The 17,624-nt window shown below is 48.6% G+C and carries 12 protein-coding genes; all 12 read left to right on the top strand.

Going from position 1 to position 17,624, the window contains the following annotated elements; all coding sequences use genetic code 11:
* The first annotated feature begins 42 nt into the window (after positions 1-42).
* The 12 genes from BQ5591_RS17695 to BQ5591_RS17640 all read left to right on the top strand — a co-directional run bounded on the left by BQ5591_RS17695 (position 43) and on the right by BQ5591_RS17640 (position 17,426).
* Positions 43-3,006: a SusC/RagA family TonB-linked outer membrane protein gene (locus tag BQ5591_RS17695; protein ID WP_071150342.1), complete on the top strand. Its 2,964-nt coding sequence runs from the start codon at positions 43-45 to the stop codon at positions 3,004-3,006.
* Positions 3,007-3,028: 22 nt separating this feature from the next.
* Positions 3,029-4,660 carry a RagB/SusD family nutrient uptake outer membrane protein gene (locus BQ5591_RS17690; protein WP_071150341.1) on the top strand — a complete coding sequence of 544 codons (1,632 nt, stop codon included), beginning with the start codon at positions 3,029-3,031 and terminating at the stop codon, positions 4,658-4,660.
* Between the two features lie 18 nt (positions 4,661-4,678).
* Entirely contained in the window at positions 4,679-6,952 is a 2,274-nt protein-coding gene (locus BQ5591_RS17685) for a BACON domain-containing protein (RefSeq protein WP_071150340.1), read from the top strand.
* Between the two features lie 160 nt (positions 6,953-7,112).
* Positions 7,113-8,084 carry a glycosyl hydrolase family 18 protein gene (locus BQ5591_RS17680; protein WP_394331823.1) on the top strand — a complete coding sequence of 324 codons (972 nt, stop codon included), beginning with the start codon at positions 7,113-7,115 and terminating at the stop codon, positions 8,082-8,084.
* A 120-nt stretch (positions 8,085-8,204) separates the two neighbouring features.
* The gene (locus BQ5591_RS17675) at positions 8,205-8,885 is read left to right on the top strand and encodes a hypothetical protein (protein ID WP_148330942.1); all 681 of its coding nucleotides are present in this window, start codon (positions 8,205-8,207) and stop codon (positions 8,883-8,885) included.
* Between the two features lie 15 nt (positions 8,886-8,900).
* On the top strand, positions 8,901-11,408 hold the full coding sequence (locus BQ5591_RS17670) for a glycosyl hydrolase family 95 catalytic domain-containing protein (protein WP_071150338.1): 2,508 nt from the start codon (positions 8,901-8,903) through the stop codon (positions 11,406-11,408).
* Between the two features lie 466 nt (positions 11,409-11,874).
* On the top strand, positions 11,875-12,834 hold the full coding sequence (locus BQ5591_RS17665) for an SPFH domain-containing protein (protein WP_071150337.1): 960 nt from the start codon (positions 11,875-11,877) through the stop codon (positions 12,832-12,834).
* Positions 12,835-13,187: 353 nt separating this feature from the next.
* Entirely contained in the window at positions 13,188-14,522 is a 1,335-nt protein-coding gene (locus BQ5591_RS17660; RefSeq protein WP_113740899.1) for an alpha/beta hydrolase, read from the top strand.
* A gap of 24 nt (positions 14,523-14,546) precedes the next feature.
* Positions 14,547-14,777, top strand: coding sequence for a type II toxin-antitoxin system antitoxin (locus BQ5591_RS17655; protein WP_071150808.1), 231 nt, complete (start codon positions 14,547-14,549; stop codon positions 14,775-14,777).
* A 16-nt stretch (positions 14,778-14,793) separates the two neighbouring features.
* Positions 14,794-16,059, top strand: a complete 1,266-nt coding sequence (locus tag BQ5591_RS17650) for a S41 family peptidase (protein ID WP_159434509.1) — start codon at positions 14,794-14,796, stop codon at positions 16,057-16,059.
* 94 nt (positions 16,060-16,153) lie between these two features.
* Positions 16,154-16,609 carry a hypothetical protein gene (locus BQ5591_RS17645; protein ID WP_022163131.1) on the top strand — a complete coding sequence of 152 codons (456 nt, stop codon included), beginning with the start codon at positions 16,154-16,156 and terminating at the stop codon, positions 16,607-16,609.
* 46 nt (positions 16,610-16,655) lie between these two features.
* The gene (locus BQ5591_RS17640) at positions 16,656-17,426 is read left to right on the top strand and encodes a glycoside hydrolase family 16 protein (protein WP_071150335.1); all 771 of its coding nucleotides are present in this window, start codon (positions 16,656-16,658) and stop codon (positions 17,424-17,426) included.
* Positions 17,427-17,624: the final 198 nt, after the last annotated feature.

Genomic DNA, 17,624 nt, shown 5'->3' with positions numbered 1-17,624 from the left:
AACCTATATTAACAGTTATTTATTACTTAATCCTATTTTAATATGAGTAGTATAAGAAAAGTTGCAAGATGCTTGTTTTTGTGTATGCTTGTATCCGTATCTTCCACATGGGCACAAGTTACGCAAAACTATAGCGGTGTCGTAGTCGATGCTGCGAGCAGCGAACCTTTGATTGGGGTGAATATCACTCAAGAAGGAACAGAAACCGGTACAATTACCGATGTGGATGGGAGATTTGTCATTCATGCTGCCGAGGGGGCCATGTTACACATCTCTTATATTGGTTATGAGACGCAAGAGGTGCAGTTGGGGAAGGAGACCAATTTGCAGATTCTTCTTAAAGAAGACCTGACCCAGCTGGACGAGGTGGTGGTAATCGGTTATGGTGCGGTGAAGAAGTCAGACCTTACGGGGTCCGTTTCGTCTATCTCGACTAAACAGTACAAGGAACAGCCGGTGAAGCGTGTGAGCGATATTCTTCAAGGCCGTGCCACAGGTGTGCAGGTCACCAATACCGATGGTATGCCCGGTGGCGGTGTGAAAATTCGTGTGCGTGGTACTACCTCTATTAATACCGGGTGTGAGCCGTTGTATGTGACAGATGGTGTAGTGGGCGGCGGGCTTGACATGAACCCCGACGACATTGCTTCCATCGAGGTGTTGAAGGACGCATCTGCTACGGCCATTTACGGTTCGCGCGGTGCCAATGGCGTTATCCTTATCACGACTAAAAAAGGAGCAGAAGGCAAACCCAGCATTTCGGTTGAGGCTAATGTCGGTATCTCGAATATCATCAAGAAGTATGACTTGCTTTCGCCTTACGAATATGCACAGGCCCTGAACTATTATAGAGGAGGTGCTACTATATCGGCTGAAGATATGGAGGCATACCGCACAGGACAGAAAGGTATTGATTGGCAGGATATAATGTTGCAGACCGGGGTGAGCCAGGATTACAGAGTCAGTGTTTCGGGCGGTAATAAGAAGAACCGGTATTACATATCTGCCAACTTCCTCGATCAGACAGCCATCACCATTACTACCAAGAACCAGCGGGCACAGATGCGTGTCAACCTGGACAACGAGCTTACAGACCGTCTTACTATGTCGACGAAACTCAGCATGAGCTATTCGCATCGTCATAATGGCGATATCGACATGATGACTTTCCTGAACTACTCGCCTACCATGGAGATGCGCGATCCGGAAACGGGAATATATAATAAAGACCCGTACAATGCCGTTGACGCTAACCCTTACGGTCGGCGTGTGGAAAACTATGAGGATAGCTACAACTATAATTTTGATGGAAATGTAAACCTTACCTACAAGATTATTGACGGTTTGACGTTTTCTGCACAAGGCTACCTTAATTATAGCCATTCGCCCAGCTATACCTTCACTTCTTCATTGACAGCTCCCGGTGAGTTGAGCGGAATGACGAATAGCGGTGTTCATGGGGTGACGTGGCAAAACATTGAGAACGTTACTTACGACAAGACGTTTAATAAAGACCACCATCTTACTGCTACGGCAGTATTTGAATTGAGCGGCTACGAGGGTAAGAACATTTCAATAGCAGGTTCAGAGTTGAACAACGAGTTTGTAGGATATTGGAATGTGAACAATGCCGCAAATATTACGGCAAACAACGGATATTCCGCTTCATCCATGGTGTCGGCTTTAGGTCGTGTGATGTATAGCTATAAGAGCCGTTACATGGCTACCGTTACTCTGCGTGCCGATGGTTCTTCGAAATTCAGCGAGGGCAATAAGTGGGGCTATTTCCCGTCTGCCGCGTTGGCTTGGAATATAGCAGAGGAAAATTTCATGCAGAATCAAAATATATTTGATCAATTGAAACTGCGTGCCAGCTTCGGCGTGTCGGGTAATTCCGGTATTTCCTCTTACTCTACTTTGGGAATGCTCGCCGAAAAGAATTACGACTCGTGGGGAAGCGGACAAATATGGAACGGCTATTGGAGCGGCTTGCCCGCCACTCCCGATGTCACTTGGGAGAGCACTTATCAGTATAATGTAGGTGTGGATGCTTCGGTACTGGACGGACGCTTGAGCTTTACCGCCGAATGGTTCCGCAAGGATACCAAGGACTTGTTGCTGCGGAAACCCATTCCGGCTTATAACGGCGGTGGCAGCTTCTGGGTGAACCACGGCGAGATTCGTAACCATGGTGTGGAATTCAATATAGCAGCCACCCCGGTAGCTACTAAGGACTTGCGTTGGGATACTTCGTTCAATGCTTCTTGGCTGCACAACGAGGTGATAGACTTAGGTGGTGACGACTTTATTGTGGGAGAGAATCTTACAGGATTTGGCGCCGGCCCTATCGAGATTAAGAAGGTTGGCTATCCCATCGGTTCGTTCTATGTGTATGAATGGCAGAACTTCAGCAAAGATGGTCTGAACCTTTACAAGCATCAGGCAGATGGTAGTTATACCTCCACTCCTACAAGTGACGATTTGGTGGTGAAGGGTCAGGCTGAACCGAGCTGGACATTTGGCTGGAACAATACTGTGACTTGGAAGAATTGGACATTCAACTGTTTCTTCAACGCAGCTTTGGGAGCCGACCGTCTTAATATGAGCCGCTTTGCCATGTCTTCCATGGTGGGTAAATATAAATTCATCACCTTGGCCGATGCTTACTACAAGAGCTGGGACATGGTGGAGAACAAGGCCGATGCCCTTTACTCAACCCATAGTAACAGCAATAACAAGGATTATCCCGATTCAGATTTCTATCTGGAAGATGCTTCTTACATTAAGCTGAAAAATATCACTGTGGCTTATACAATCCCGCGTAAGTGGGCGCGCATAGCAGACTTGCAGCTCTCGGTAAGTGCCCAGAATGTCTTTACTCTGACCCATTATACCGGTATGGATCCGGAAGTAATCAATGCAGGCCCTTACGGACTCAATGGTGTGGATATGGGTGCTTATCCGGTTCCCCGTACCTTTACATTCGGTGTGAAACTTAATTTCTAAGTAACATAAAAAAACTCTCAATATGAAAAAGATATATCAATTATTGACGGCAGCCGGCATGGTGCTCTTGCCATTTACAATGACTGGTTGCCAGGATTTTCTGACCGAAGACCCCAAAGGACAAATGGCGGTAACAAATTTCTTTCAGACTAAAGGCGACTTGGATAAGAGCCTTAATGCCCTGTACGGCGTTTTGGCTAATGCCATGTATGCCAACAATGCCATAGGCTTTGATGCGGTACGAGGCGATGACATGAGTACCCACCCTGCCAGCAACAAACAGCCTATCCGTGAAGTGGATACTTATGATGTGTCTGATAACAATACTTGGGTGGATGAGTTGTGGACACGGCGTTGGGAAGTGGTGAAGGCAGCCAACTTCATCATTGAGAATGCTGGACGTACTCCCGTAGAAAAAGAGTATGTGGATGCTACGTTAGGGCAAGCTTATTATTGGCGCGCTTATTCATACTACTATCTGGTCACTACTTGGGGACGTGTGCCAATGGTAGTGAAAGATGAGGTGGAGTATAATATGCCCTTGGCTGAGGTGGAAGACATCTATGCCCTTATTGTGGATGATTTGAAAAAAGCAGAAACCATGCTGCCGGATAATTATACCAATGAACCTTATGCGCGTAATGGTGTGAACATAGCGGTGAATAACGCGGCTGCTAAAGCTACTTTGAGCTATGTCTATATGACTATGGCGGGATGGCCTTTGAATCTGGGTGTAGAATATTACAAACTTGCTGCCCAGAAAGCAAAAGAAGTGATTGACGGTGTGGAAGACGGTACGTGGAACTACCGCTTGCTGGATGAGTACAAGGATGTTTATTCGATGAAATGGAACGAAAACAATCCCGAAGTGCTTTTAGGAATACACTATAATCTTTCTTCGGGTGCGTTGACCAACGCCGTGGTGTGCGACTTTATGCAAGATATGGCTTATGGCGGCGGTTGGGAAGACACGCATGGTGAGATAAAATTCTGGAAAGATTTCCCGGACGGTCCCCGCAAGGAAGCAAGTTACTTCCCGAAAATTATTTTGCAAAGCGAAGCGAAAGAAGGTACGCTGCGCGACTGGTGGGAAGATCCCGACCCGGCATCTCCTCGCGTATCTCTGGCTCCGTGCTTTATGAAGAAAGTGGAAGGATTGAATGGTGCAGAATTTGACTATACCAATCCTGCAGCTCTGAGCTTTGAGGGTCAGAAACAACATCAGGTAATCCGTCTTTCGGAGGTATATTGCTGGTATGCTGAGGCTGTAGGACGTGCTAAATTGGGTGGAGCCGATAAGACTGAAGCTATACGTCTGCTTAATGAGGTGCGTAATCGTGCCGATGGTGCAGAGAGCAATATTTATAGTGCTTCGATGAGTGATGAGGAATTGGCCGAAGCTGCTTATAACGAGCATGGCTGGGAGATTGGCGGTTATTATTGGGCAAATATTGCTACTCGTGCGCGCGACATGTTCCGCATGAACCGCTTGAAAGATCACTTTGAATATCGCAAGGAGAATCCTGAGATAGAGGTCGCTCCCGGTGTGTTTGTCAAAGAGGCCATACCCGTTACAGGTGTGTGGGATGACAGCAAGATGTACTTCCCCTATCCGGCACGCGATGCGGCGAACAATCCTAACTTAAAAAACTAATTCTAAGGAGCAAATAATATGAAGCTGAAATATTTCTGTATAGCTATTGCTGCTGTTTGCATGTCTGTGCTCACGGCATGTAGTGACTTCATGAGAGAGAAAATGGATGTGGTCGATATGAACCTGTCGGGCAATGTCATTTCTTTTGAGGCAGCCCCGTCAACAGATCAGGATCAGACCATCCAAGTGGAAACCGATGCGTCATGGAAAGTGACGATTACCCAAGGCACGGAGCAATGGCTTACTGTGACTCCGATGGAGGGTACTGGCAATGCCACCCTTACTTTCCATGCAGACAAGAATACGGGGCCTGCACGTAGTGCCATAGTGACGGTGTCTGCCGTGCAAGCAGAATTGCTGGATATTACCGTCAAACAAAAGGCTCAAATGGAAGGGGATAAGTATAATCTTGACAGCTTTGACGGCCTGTTCTTCACCGGCTTGAACGATGCTCCCAATCCTATTACGTTGGTGGATCATGAAGGCTGTGAAGACGGTAAGGGTATTCGTATATATACCCGTCCGGGAGAAGAACATATGGGTACCAATGGTGACCGCTTCAAGGTGAACACCAATAAAATGTATTACTCTGGGCGTTACGAGTGGCGTGTGTATATTCCCAAGCTGGGCATGAACGATCGTACCAGTGTGGCAGGATTCATTTATAATGACGACCGGCACGAGCTTGACTTTGAGATTTCTTCCGGAACTGCCGAAAATCGTGCTACGTATGGTGCTGCTGATGATGAGCTGCTTTGCCTTATCTCCAGCCAGGCCAACCCGTTTGTGGGAGTGACCACCGTCATCAAAGCAGATGCATGGCATACCATTGCCATAGACATGAAGTTGAATGACGAAGGTAAATATGTGGCCGAGTGGCTGGTTAATGATGAACCTATCACTTCGCAGGTTATGGATTTCGGAGAAGAAATTGCTTTCCGTCCAATCTTTAGTGTGGAGAACCTGATGGGTATGGGCGACCATGCTGCCACGCAAGAGAATTATGCTATCTTTGACTGGTTCGAGTACATTCCTTATGAGTATTCGAAAGATCCTATTGGTGGCGATACCGACGAACCCGAGCCTGACGGAGAGACTGTAAGATGGGACTTTGATGACAATATGGTTCCTGCAGAGTGGGTATCTCCTGGCACCGCAACTGTTACCGATGGATGGCTGACGCTTCCTATGCCTAATTGCCATACTTTGATTAACGAGGATATGGGAGCCGGAAAGGTGACTTTCGAAATTGATGTTCCTCAAGTAAGTGTTGGCGAGAAGTACGTGGCAGGGCCTAATATTTCTGTAAACAATGTTCCCGGTGTGGAGCGTTCCTTCTCCATGTTCGTATGGGCCGGAAGCCAGGCAGACCGTGATGCGGTAGGTGCACTGCCGGGTCAGATGTTGGTACGTTGCTATACCGAAGCTTTGGGAGTGTTCAATTATCCTATTGATCCGGGCAAGCATACCTTTACGCTTGATTTGCGCCTGAATGCCGACGACCAATATTATTGTACCTGGATAGTGGATGGCGTGGATGTGACGACATTCCAGACTTGGTACACCTCGGCTGAAAACAAGTTCAACTTGCAATTCAGCACCATGTCAAATGGAGGTGGCTGGCAAGGTAGTACAGAGTGCTCGCGTGACTATGAAACCAAGTACAACTATATTGAGTATAAGAAATATGGTGAATCCGGGAGCGGGGAAGACAATACGGTTGCTTTCGAATTCGATGAGGCTCCGGCCGGTTGGACGTTAGGCGATGCTGTAATCAGCGATGGTGCCCTGAACGTTTCTAACGGACAGGTGGTGACTACCGATATAGTTGCCGGTGCTGCCAAGTACGCTTTTGAGCTGGATGTGCCTGAAGTGCCAGCCGGCGAAAAGTGGCTGAACGGAGTCAACATCTATGCCACCAATACGGAGGAGCGCACCTTCTCGATCTACGTTTGTCCGGGTGCGCAGGCTTGGCGCGATGCTGCCGGTGCCATTCCGGGCCAGATGCTCATACGTTGCTATACCGAGCAGATGGATCCTTTCTTCTTGGCCATTGACCCGGGCGTACATACGTTCGAGTTGGACTTGCAGCTTAACGAAGACGGATACCTGCCTATATGGTATGTGGACGGTCGTGAGATAACACGCAAGCAAACGACATATACTTCCGAAGACTTTACATTCGGGCTGGAATTCCGTAACTTTGTTGATGGTGCTGCTTGGCAGGGCGATAGCAACTGCACCAACACTTATACCGGCAAGTACAACTGGTTTAACTATACTCCTTATTGATATTATTAATTTAACACTTATGTAGATTCTGCTGCACTTTTTATCCGCCTGTTTCCTGTCGTAGGATGGGGTGTGGCGGAATCTACCTCTACAAAAAAGAATAATGAAGAAGATGATTTGTATGAAGAAATTCGTGTGTGTGGTATTGGCCGCATTTGGCTTGGCCGCTTGCAGTGTGAAGCAAACCGAGACTGTGCCAACCCCAAGCAAACAGCTACACCCTTGGGTCGTATACGGAGAGGAAAGTTCGTTTGCAGATCTTGAACCAGTGAAAGACATGATTGCCTCCGTTAGTGTTTTTGGCAATCCCCCGCGTGAGTATATCGATAAATGTCATGCGGCTGGCATTGAAGTGTATCGTGCCGTAGGCGGTAATGAAGAGTCAATCAATACTCCCGAAAAGATTGCCTCTTTGGTGGAAAGTTACGTAAATGACTGCCAAGCCAATGGGTATGACGGAATAGACCTCGACTTCGAGCATCTTTCGCCTTCTGTCCGTGCCACTTACTCGGATTTCCTGCAAAAGGCATCTGCCGCATTGCATGCCGCAGGCAAGAAGATGAGCCATTGCGTGGGCTTTTACCCGGCTCTTTATGCCGATGAAAACACGCAGATATTTTATGACCCGGCTGTATTGGAGAACACCTGCGACCTTGTGCGCGTCATGTGCTACGATATGTATTGTGCTCCCTGCATAGGCGTGAAAGAGCTGGCTCACCGTGATGACTGCCAGGGCGTGGGACCCACATCCAATTACCTCTGGACGCGCGAATGCATGCTTTATTGGAAAGAGCGTATCAGCGCTGACAAACTGGTAATGGCACTTCCCGCCTATGGCAACGATTATAAACTCACAGGCGACATTGCCGGTACGCAGATTTATGCCCCGAAGCCCGATAAAGCTGTTGGGGAACTTCCTGCTCCTACCTGGCTGTGCTATGAGAAGGTGAACATGTACCTTTACGACCACGAGGACGGATGCCGCCATCTGTTCTATGCGGCCGATGCCCGCAGCACCGAGTGCCTGCTTCAGCTGGCTGACGAGTTGCAGCTGCCTAAAGTCGGTTTCTGGCATTTCAGCAGCGTATCGCCCGATACGTGGAAAGTGACGCGTGACTGGATGGAGAAATAACGGTAGAGTCGCTATTAAGTAGGGGTGTACCAAAATGCAGATTTTGCTACACATCTATTAAGGTGCGTCAGATTACCCATTATGACGCACCATTATTTTTATCAATTAATCAAGTTGGATATGAAAAGAGCAATAGGGCTGTTCCTGCTTTTGTTGTCTGTTCAGTTGGGACAAGCGCAGGAGGCAAATAACCATAGATGGAATTTTGATGATTTGGAAGGGTGGAGATACGGGCACCAAGATGACAACCCGGCCAACCAATGTGAAATTAAGGATGGCATATTGAAGATATTTACAAGAGCAGAATCAAGGGACAGGAAGAAAGTCCGCACGGTTGATAAGATATACACTTCTGGCAGATATACATGGAAGACGTATATACCCCGGATGGGGAAAGGTGACCAGGCAAGTGTGGGCTCCTGGATATATTGTGACGACCATCATGAGCTTGATTTTGAGGTAGGATACGGTACCTCCAAGGCAAGGAAAGAGGTCGGGGCGGAAGACGATGATATGCTGGCATATATGACGAGCCAGGATTTTCCGTTCACGTCGGTGCCTGTCAAAATTAAGCCGGGATGGCATCTGTTCGAGATAGATCTTAAGCTGGTCGATGGCAAATATTATGCTACATGGTTCATTGACCAGGAGAAGCGGCATGAAGTGCAGCTTCAGTTCGGCAATGAGATATCATTCCATATTTACTGTAGCGTCGAGAACCTTGTATTCTTGGGGGATCAGATTCCGCAGCAGGAGAATTATGGACTGTATGATTATGTGGAGTATAAGTATCATAAATAAGAGAGGCACAAACAGATGAAGAATGTATTTCTTTTCTTGGGTATTTTTTTATGTTTCTCTTTAGCAGCCCAAGAAAACAGGAGCTATAGCCACCTGAATATGGCTTCTTCCCCGTTTGTCGTGGAAGATAATTACCTGTCGAAGCATGATATCGTGTATCTGTCGCCCACCCAGCTGGAGGCGGAAGGTTTTCCTATGGGGAATGGGGACATGGGAGGCATGATATGGAACCATGAGAATGGCATAGAGCTGCAAGTCAATAAGAACGACTTATGGACTTCGTTGATGCCCGAAGAGGAAAATGCTTCGGTTCTGAAACATGCGGCCCGTCTGAAGATTGATTTTGGCCTGCCTGTGTTCAGCTGGATTCACTTGAAAGATTTTGAGGGCAGGCTGTCGTTGAAGAATGGGGAAGCGGGCTATCGTGCCGATACTCCTTTCTCCAGAACTTGCATCAAGACGTGGCTGGCCCATGGCAAAAACGTATGGGTCATTGAGTGCGAAAACCTGCCCGATGCTGCAGGAACAGAGGGAAACTCGGTTGCTACCATCACGCTTGAAAGGCTTGGTAGCCGTGCTTTTGCCAGGTGGTATTCGGGAGGATTCCCTAAAGATCCTGCGGTTGGCATAGGCGAGACCGAAGCTGGCAAAAGAGGCAACGACATGGTGATTGAGGAAAAAGGCAATGGCCTGCATTTTGCCGTGGCTTGTAGAATCGTGCAGGGAGACATGGCGCCGGCATTGCTGAATACCCATACGGTAGAGCAGAAAACCGATAAGGAGTGCTTTTCGGTTTTGCTGAGTGTGGCTACTGACCGTGAGAGTGCTAATCCGGTGGTGGAGCAAGCCGTGAAACTGTTGGACGAGGCCGAGAGCACAGGGCTGGAGCAGCTCAAGAAAGAGAAAGACGAGTGGTATAGTGCTTTCTGGTCGAATAGCTTCATGAAGCTGGGCGATGACTATCTTGAGAATATCTATTATCTGCGCCGCTACCTCATGGCTGCGGGTTCTCAGGGTGAGTTTCCTGTGACCTTCAATGGCGGATTGTGGCGTTGGAACAGGGACGTGATGAACTGGATTACCCCGCATCATTGGAATACCCAGCAGCAATATTGGGGATTGTGTGCGCAGAACGACTGCCAGTTGATGGTTCCGTATCTGGATACATATTTCAAGATGATTCCTGCTGCCCAGGCCTTGGCTAAAGAAAAAGGTGCGTCCAATGATGCCTTGCAGATAACCGAGGCGCATTGCTTTACCGGCGAGCAACTGAGCACGGATTGGGAAAGCATGAAGAACAACTTTACTCCGGCCTCGCAAATAGCATCCTTGTTCTGGGACTATTACGAGTTTACCGATGACGAGGATTTCTTGAGGGAGAAGGCTTATCCCTTTATGAAGAAGGCAGCCAACTTTTATTTGGACAAACTCCAGTGGGATGAGCGGAAGAAGGAGTATTACTTTCTCTCTTCCCTTTACGAGTCTGAAGCGATTGAATATGTGAAGAACTCCATGAGCGACCGCAATTGCATAGAGCAGCTTTTTGGTAATTGCATAAAGGCGGCCACGATATTGAAGGCCGATAAAGACTTGGTAAAGCGATGGAACTATGTGTTGAACCATCTTTGGAAACGGGGGTACGAACAATTGGAAGGGGCAGGGGAGGTGCTGTCTCCTGCGGAAGAATATTATTCGGAAGCACGCTATACACCCTGGATATGGGCGAATGGCGGCTTAGTGGCTTTCCCCGCGGGCTTGATAGGCATTGACGACAAAGACACGCGAATCGGCAAGGCGGTGATTAATCTGGCCAGATGGAAGAAAGATGCCAATGCTCACTATCCTATTCCGGAAGTTGCGGCACGCATGGGTCTGGGCGATGAGGCGTTGGAATATGTGATGAATGGTGTGAAGATTCATCAAATGTATCCTCAAGGCCTGATGCACAATGTAACGGGCTATCCCGACAATATATATGACCTGGCATCAAAGCACGACCTTCTGGGAGGGAAATATGTAATCCGTTCGCACGATTTCTTCCAATGCGGCATGGAGGCCATGAGCAATTATGCCACCACGATGAATGAAATGATGCTGCAAAGCAACGAGGGCAAGATCAGGGTCTTTCCGGCAGTTCCTTCTGCCTGGAATTCCACCAGGCTTGCTTTTACGCTGTTGGCACGTGGGGCATTTATTGTGTCGGCCGAAAGAAACGAACAGGCACGTGTAGGGCAGATAGGCATCAAAAGTCTGAAAGGAAACAGGTGTTTCTTGCAGAACCCCTGGGGCGATGAGGCCAAGATTGAGGTCATTCAGGTGGATAACGGTGCGAAGATGAAGTATAGGAAGAGTGATGACAATGTTATTTGCTTCTTGACTAAGCCCGGGAAAGAGTATATTGTCAGACTTGCAGATGATGTGCGGAAAGAGCGGACTGTTTTCACGGGAAGCCCGAATAAGCAAGTCAAAAAATTAGGCAATCGCATGTTGGGGAAACTGAGCGGATGGAATGATTTCCATTAAATCATAAGCCCAATCTAATGCGAATCGGAAGTTTTACGGTATGAGTATAACTTATTGATTATCAGTTGTTGTTTCGGGCGGCCTCCGAACAGCTTGCGAACGCGCTTCGTGCAGCCTTGGAACAAACGCCCCGGTAGCGGGCAAAAAATCCCCTCCTGCGTTCGCGCGTGGGAGGGGTTGATTGGTTTATAAAAAAGCCCATTATGGTTGAGGAATTTTAGGCACGGAGGACGCAGATTATCACAGACTGAAAATAGAATCTGCGTCCTCCGTGTTATTCGCGTCTAAAGAATCCCCCTCAACCCCCACCGCTCACCCCTCAACTTTTAATTTTTCATTGATTTTCCTCCCCTCCCTACTAAAAAAATCTTTTTTTTGCTTGTTTTTCTCGTTTCGGAACTATATCTTTGTGATATCAAAATGATATTATGATTTTTGTGAAACTTATATCTAAAACTGAAATAGTATGGAAACGAAAGAAGTGAATTTTACAGGTTTCAAGATGAATGGGTTTCTGGCCCTTTTCCTCTTTTTGTTTGTGTGGGCAGGACTTACGGCATGGTGCTTTGTGACGGGCGGTCTGCTGTTCTATGTGCTGGGAGCAGTGCTGGCAGTGCTGTGGATTATCCTGAACTGCGGGTACATGATGCTGGAGCCGAACGAGGCGCGGGCAATGGTGTTCTTCGGAAAGTATAAAGGAACGTTCCGCGAAACGGGATTTTTCTGGGTCAATCCGTTCATGGAGGCAAAGAAACTGTCGATGCGTGCCCGGAACCTGGACGTGGAGCCTATCAAGGTGAATGATAAAATCGGTAATCCTATCCTGATCGGGTTGGTGCTGGTGTGGCGACTGAAGGATACGTACAAGGCGATGTTCGAGATTGACGCACAGACCATGGCGAGCGAAGGAGCAACGTCGGGTGACGGAAAGACGGTGAGCGCGGGCAGTACCGTGGCGAGCCGGATGAATGCATTCGAGAACTTCGTGAAGATACAGAGTGATGCAGCCTTGCGTCAGGTGGCCGGACAGTATGCTTACGATGACAATGAAAGTACAGGCGGTGAGATGACCCTCCGCTCGGGTGGCGAGGAAATCAACGAGCAGCTGGAACAGAAATTGAACGAGCGTCTGGACATGGCGGGTATCGAGGTGCTGGAGGCAAGGATCAACTACCTGGCTTATGCGCCCGAGATTGCGGCTGTGATGTTGCGTCGTCAGCAGGCATCGGCTATCATCAGTGCCCGTGAGAAGATTGTGGAAGGTGCCGTGTCGATGGTGCACATGGCGCTGGACAAGCTGTCGAAGGACGAGATTGTGGAACTGGACGAGGAGAAGAAGGCAGCGATGGTGAGCAACCTGCTTGTGGTGCTCTGTGCCGACGAGGCTGCTCAGCCGGTGGTGAATACGGGGACGTTGAATCATTAAAGACTGGCCTCACCCCCGGCCCCTCTCCCAAGGAGAGGGGGAGTTTATTGACGGATTGTAGTTAAGAATTTAAGGAGTTAAGAAGTTAAGCCAATACTTTTTATAACGACTATATACTTGAACTATCGGCTTTAACTTCTTAACCCGCTTCGGTGGCCGATACTTCTTTTAACTCCTTTAATTCTTACAAGTTTAGATAAAACCGAAATATGTGTTTTTAATCTGTGTAAATCTGCGTAATCTGTGGTGAATAAAAGTTTAGGGGTTAGGATTCAGGGTTTAGCGTTTAGTGTTTAGCGTACTCTATGTATTGGCTTTAACTTCTTAACTTCTTAACTCCTTATATATAAAATATGATGAAAAAAATACTTTTGTTATGGCTGATGGTCTGCACTGCATGGGCAGGATATGCGCAGGACGGGGAACGGAACCGTGCGGAGCGCATCTATGAACACCTGATGGCCGGTCGAGGTGACAGCATTTATGCGGTGCTGAACGATGAAGGACGACGTCAGCTGTCGCCAGCCTTGTTTAATGACACCTGGAAGCAGCTGGAGGCACAGTTTGGAAAGCTGAAGTCGGCCGGGGCGTGGGGCGAGGATGAAGCACAGGGCGTGAAGCTGTGGCATCGCGACCTGATGTTTGAACGCTATACGCTGCGCCTGTTGCTATCGTTCGATGCCGACGGACGGATGAACACCATCCGGGTGGTACCAGCTCCGGTACCGGTAGGTACGCCGGCGGTGGCATTCGACCAGACGGTGATGGAAGAGCGGGACATAGTGGTGGAGACCGACGGTTATCGCCTGCCGGGTACGCTGACCCTGCCACGGGTGGAAGCGGGCAGGAAGGTGCCTTGTGTGGTGCTGGTGCACGGGTCGGGACCGAACGACCGCGACGAGACCATCGGACCCAACAAACCTTTCCGCGACCTGGCGTGGCTGCTGGCACGGCGGGGCATCGGCGTGATCCGTTACGACAAGCGTACGAAGGTATATGGAGCCGATGTGGTGCCGAAAGGGAAAAAACTGGATATGGACGTGGAAACCTGTGACGATGCGGTGGCGGCAGTGAAACTGGCGGCGGCATTGCCCGAGGTGGCAGCGGACAGCATCTTTGTGCTGGGGCACAGCCAGGGAGGCATGATGGCGCCGCGCATAGCCCGGCGGGCAGAGCCGGTGGCGGGTATCGTCATTGTGGCCGGACTGGCACGACGCTTCGAGGATGCGTTGTTGGAGCAGTCGGAGTATATTGCTACCCTGTCGGGGACGGTGAACGAAGCGACGCGTGCGCAGCTGGACGAGCTGAAGCGGCAGGTGGAGAACGTAAAGCGACTGGGGACGGATGCCTTCAGTGACAGTATTCCATTGCCGTTGGGGCTTCCGAAAGAGTACTGGGAATTCTTACGGACGTACGACGCTGTGAAGGAAGTATCGGCCCTGACCTGTCCCGTACTGGTGCTTCAGGGCGAGCGTGACTATCAGGTGACGATGCAGGACTACGGCCTGTGGCTGATGGGGCTGATATCGAACCGGCAGGCCCAGCTGAAGTCGTATCCCGAACTGAACCATGTGCTGCAGGAAGGGAAAGGAAAGTCGACCCCGTTTGAGTATAACGAGGCACGTCCGGTACCAGCTTACGTGGCAGATGACATTGCCGGATTTATCCGGAGAAAGGATGTAAGATAGAATGAACGGTTGGATGAAATAGAAATGGCAAGCAAGAAAGAAAATACAACCAAGAGCTTTGTGCTGCGTGTGGACGCTGCTACGATGGATGCCATCGAGAAGTGGGCGGCAGACGAATTTCGCAGTACCAACGGCCAGCTGCAGTGGATTATCAACGAGGCGCTGCGGAAGAGCGGGCGGCTGAAGAAGCCGAAAAAGGGAACGGCTGGAGAAAGCTCGGATAAAGTGGATGATAAAGTATCGAAAGAAGAATAAATGAGAGGGAAGAGAAATGAAAAGACTGATATTACTATGTATAGGAATGTTCTGGCTGATGTTAGGAGTGAAAGCACAGCCGGCGACACATGTAGACTGGCAGCGCGATCTGGATTCGCTGGCCTGTTGGCTACCCCGATTGCATTACAACTTTTTTACTGTTCGTAGCAGGGAAGATTTTGAGAAAGGCATAGAGAACTGGAAACATCAAGGAAACAATGGCTTGTCTGACCTGCAGATGGCTTTGAAGCTGCAGCAGTGGATAGCTACATTCGGCGACCTGCATACTAATCTGAATTTTGTACCGTTGCTTGACCGTAATCGCTTATTGCCTTTGGGACTGAAGTGGATGGATGATGGTTTGTATATCGTCACGGCTCCTGTGGGGAAGGAAGGCATGTTAGACTGCAGGCTGATGGAACTGAACGGTACACCTATAGAAGTAGTGGCTGACAGCCTAGGTACGCTTTTTTCAGCTGATAATGAGGCTGTACGCAAGTCGATGGTTCCTAACTACTTGTGTTTCGTCCAACTGCTGGAGCATTTTGGATTCGTGCCGGACGGTAAAGTCATGTTCAAACTGGCATCGGCAGACGGTAATATGCAACTGCATGAGCTGACTCCTGGCAGTGTAAATCCTCAAAATCTGGTTTCTTTCCGTCCTGAAGGAGTGGCTCTTTGTTATCGGAATGCCCGCACTCTTTTTTCTGTACATTATGAAGCAGCAGATAGTCTGCTTTATGTTCAATATAACAAGTGCTGGAGCAGGGAGTTGGAAGAAGAATATGGTAATAGGGAACAGGCTTCCCGACTGCCTTCGTTTGCCGCACTGGAAGACAGTGTGTTCGCTACACTCCGTCATCGGCCGGTCAGTAGACTGGTGTGGGATGTCCGTTTCAATGGAGGTGGAAATTCGATACCGGGTACACGTCTGGCTGAGAAACTGGCTGGCTTCATGCACCAACAAGACGTTCCACCCCGTGTTTATGTAGTATTGGGAGCTGCTACTTTTTCGTCTGCCATTTTGAACGCGCTGGATTTCAAGCGACTGCTGGGGGCTTGCTGGGTAGGGGAGGAAACTTCAGGAAAGCCTAATCATTTGGGCGAAGTGCGTAGCTTTACCCTGCCTACTTCGGGCTTACAGGTGCAATACTCTACGAAATATTTTAAGAATGTGGATGAAGAGATGAACACGTTGGTGCCCGATGTAAAAATTCCGATGACTTTTGATGATTTCAGACAGGGAATAGATCCTGTTTATGAATGGATTAAAAAGCAATAACGATTATAGTAAGAATGACAAATTTCAATCAGTTTACTGTGAATCCGCTTCTGGAAGGACGGGTTTAGCAAAGAAGAAAAGGAGGAAACAAACGATGATTAACTTGGGACATTATTCGGGAAACGGGCACGACCTGCGTTACAGGCGGGCGAAAGTAGACTATATCCTGACGGGTATTGCGCTGATTCCAGTGCTGGTGGAGTGGGGCATCATTGCGTATCGGGCCGGTGCGGCAGGCATGAGCTTCGGTGCGGCGGGAGCCGTTGAAGGTATTGTGGCACTGCTGGTATTTCTGGTACTGGGGAGCAGTATGTTTCTGCCGGTCCGGGTGTTCAACTTTCCTTTCCGCATCACAGAGGCGAACCTTGCCCGACAGTATGTGCTGGCCATCCGGTTGTGTCAGGTGCTGAACATTGTGGCGGGCTGCATGAATCTGGGCGGAGTGCTTGGGAAAACGGTTCCGTGGGCTGCGTATCTGTATGCCGGCGGTTTTGCACTGATGGTGGTGGCGGTAGTCTGCTATATGTTACTGGCTTTCAGGATGCGATGAAGAAATCTGTTTTAAGAATACTTTGCAGGAACTAAAGAAGAATAGCATGAAAAAATTACTTTATGGATTCTGTGCCTTGTTGCTGTTGGTTTGCAGCAGTTGTCGGGTGAAGGAACAGTGGGTTTTGACCTGGGAAGAGAATTTCAATGACTGGAAACTGGATACGGCGGTCTGGTCTGTAATTCCCCGTGGAGGAGCGTGGTCGTCGTATATGGCTCCGTATGAGGAACTGTATCAGTGGACAGACAGTACCATTCAGCTGATGGCTGTCCGGAATACGCTTCATCCGTCTGATACCGCTACATATCTGACGGGAGGAATATGGAGCCGTTATAAGAAAGAGTTCAAGTTCGGCCGTATTGAGGTGAGGGCGAAGGTAAAATGTGCGCAGGGATTCTGGCCGGCTATATGGATGTGTCCGGATCCGATTCCTTATCCGTACGGAGGCGAAATAGACATTATGGAACATTTGAATTTTGATGATTTTGTCTATCAGACCTCGCATTCACATTATACCATTAATCTGAAGCGGAATGATCCTCCCAAATATGCTACGGCACCTATTGATAAAGACGGCTTTAATGTATTTGCGGTAGAGATGTATCCCGACAGTCTGGTTTATTTTACTAACGGGAAACGTTCCATCTGTTATCCGAAGGTGAACGGAGGAAAGCACGGACAATTTCCTTTTGCATACGACCCGTTTCATCTGCGATTGGATTCGCAGTTGGGTGGAAACTGGGTAGGACCGGTTGACTCGTTGCAATTGCCTGTCTATATGGAAGTAGATTGGGTGAAGTATTATGAAAAACGTTGAAGCTGTTTGTGTATATACCTATATTTAGTGAAAGAAGGACGTAATTATACTTAATTCATGCGATTGCACCATCTGTGCCGATGCGCTATTTTTGCAGTATCAGATTTGAATGAATTAGTTAGTCATAATTACGTAACCACTTTTATGAAGATAAAAGGATTCCCGCCTTCCGATGTGACATCGCAGGGCGGGAATTTT

Origin of the sequence: Bacteroides ndongoniae (assembly GCF_900108345.1) — a bacterium.
In the GTDB taxonomy this organism is placed as follows: Bacteria; Bacteroidota; Bacteroidia; order Bacteroidales; family Bacteroidaceae; genus Bacteroides; species Bacteroides ndongoniae.
The sequence above is the reverse complement of the archived record's forward strand: the minus strand, read 5'-3'. Positions and strand labels throughout refer to the sequence as shown.

Coding starts and splice junctions, on each gene's coding strand:
- BQ5591_RS17695 (WP_071150342.1), top strand. CDS start 43: ATGAGTAGTATAAGAAAAGTTGCAAGATGCTTGTTTTTGTGTATGCTT.
- BQ5591_RS17690 (WP_071150341.1), top strand. CDS start 3,029: ATGAAAAAGATATATCAATTATTGACGGCAGCCGGCATGGTGCTCTTG.
- BQ5591_RS17685 (WP_071150340.1), top strand. CDS start 4,679: ATGAAGCTGAAATATTTCTGTATAGCTATTGCTGCTGTTTGCATGTCT.
- BQ5591_RS17675 (WP_148330942.1), top strand. CDS start 8,205: ATGAAAAGAGCAATAGGGCTGTTCCTGCTTTTGTTGTCTGTTCAGTTG.
- BQ5591_RS17670 (WP_071150338.1), top strand. CDS start 8,901: ATGAAGAATGTATTTCTTTTCTTGGGTATTTTTTTATGTTTCTCTTTA.
- BQ5591_RS17665 (WP_071150337.1), top strand. CDS start 11,875: ATGGAAACGAAAGAAGTGAATTTTACAGGTTTCAAGATGAATGGGTTT.
- BQ5591_RS17660 (WP_113740899.1), top strand. CDS start 13,188: ATGATGAAAAAAATACTTTTGTTATGGCTGATGGTCTGCACTGCATGG.
- BQ5591_RS17655 (WP_071150808.1), top strand. CDS start 14,547: ATGGCAAGCAAGAAAGAAAATACAACCAAGAGCTTTGTGCTGCGTGTG.
- BQ5591_RS17650 (WP_159434509.1), top strand. CDS start 14,794: ATGAAAAGACTGATATTACTATGTATAGGAATGTTCTGGCTGATGTTA.
- BQ5591_RS17645 (WP_022163131.1), top strand. CDS start 16,154: ATGATTAACTTGGGACATTATTCGGGAAACGGGCACGACCTGCGTTAC.
- BQ5591_RS17640 (WP_071150335.1), top strand. CDS start 16,656: ATGAAAAAATTACTTTATGGATTCTGTGCCTTGTTGCTGTTGGTTTGC.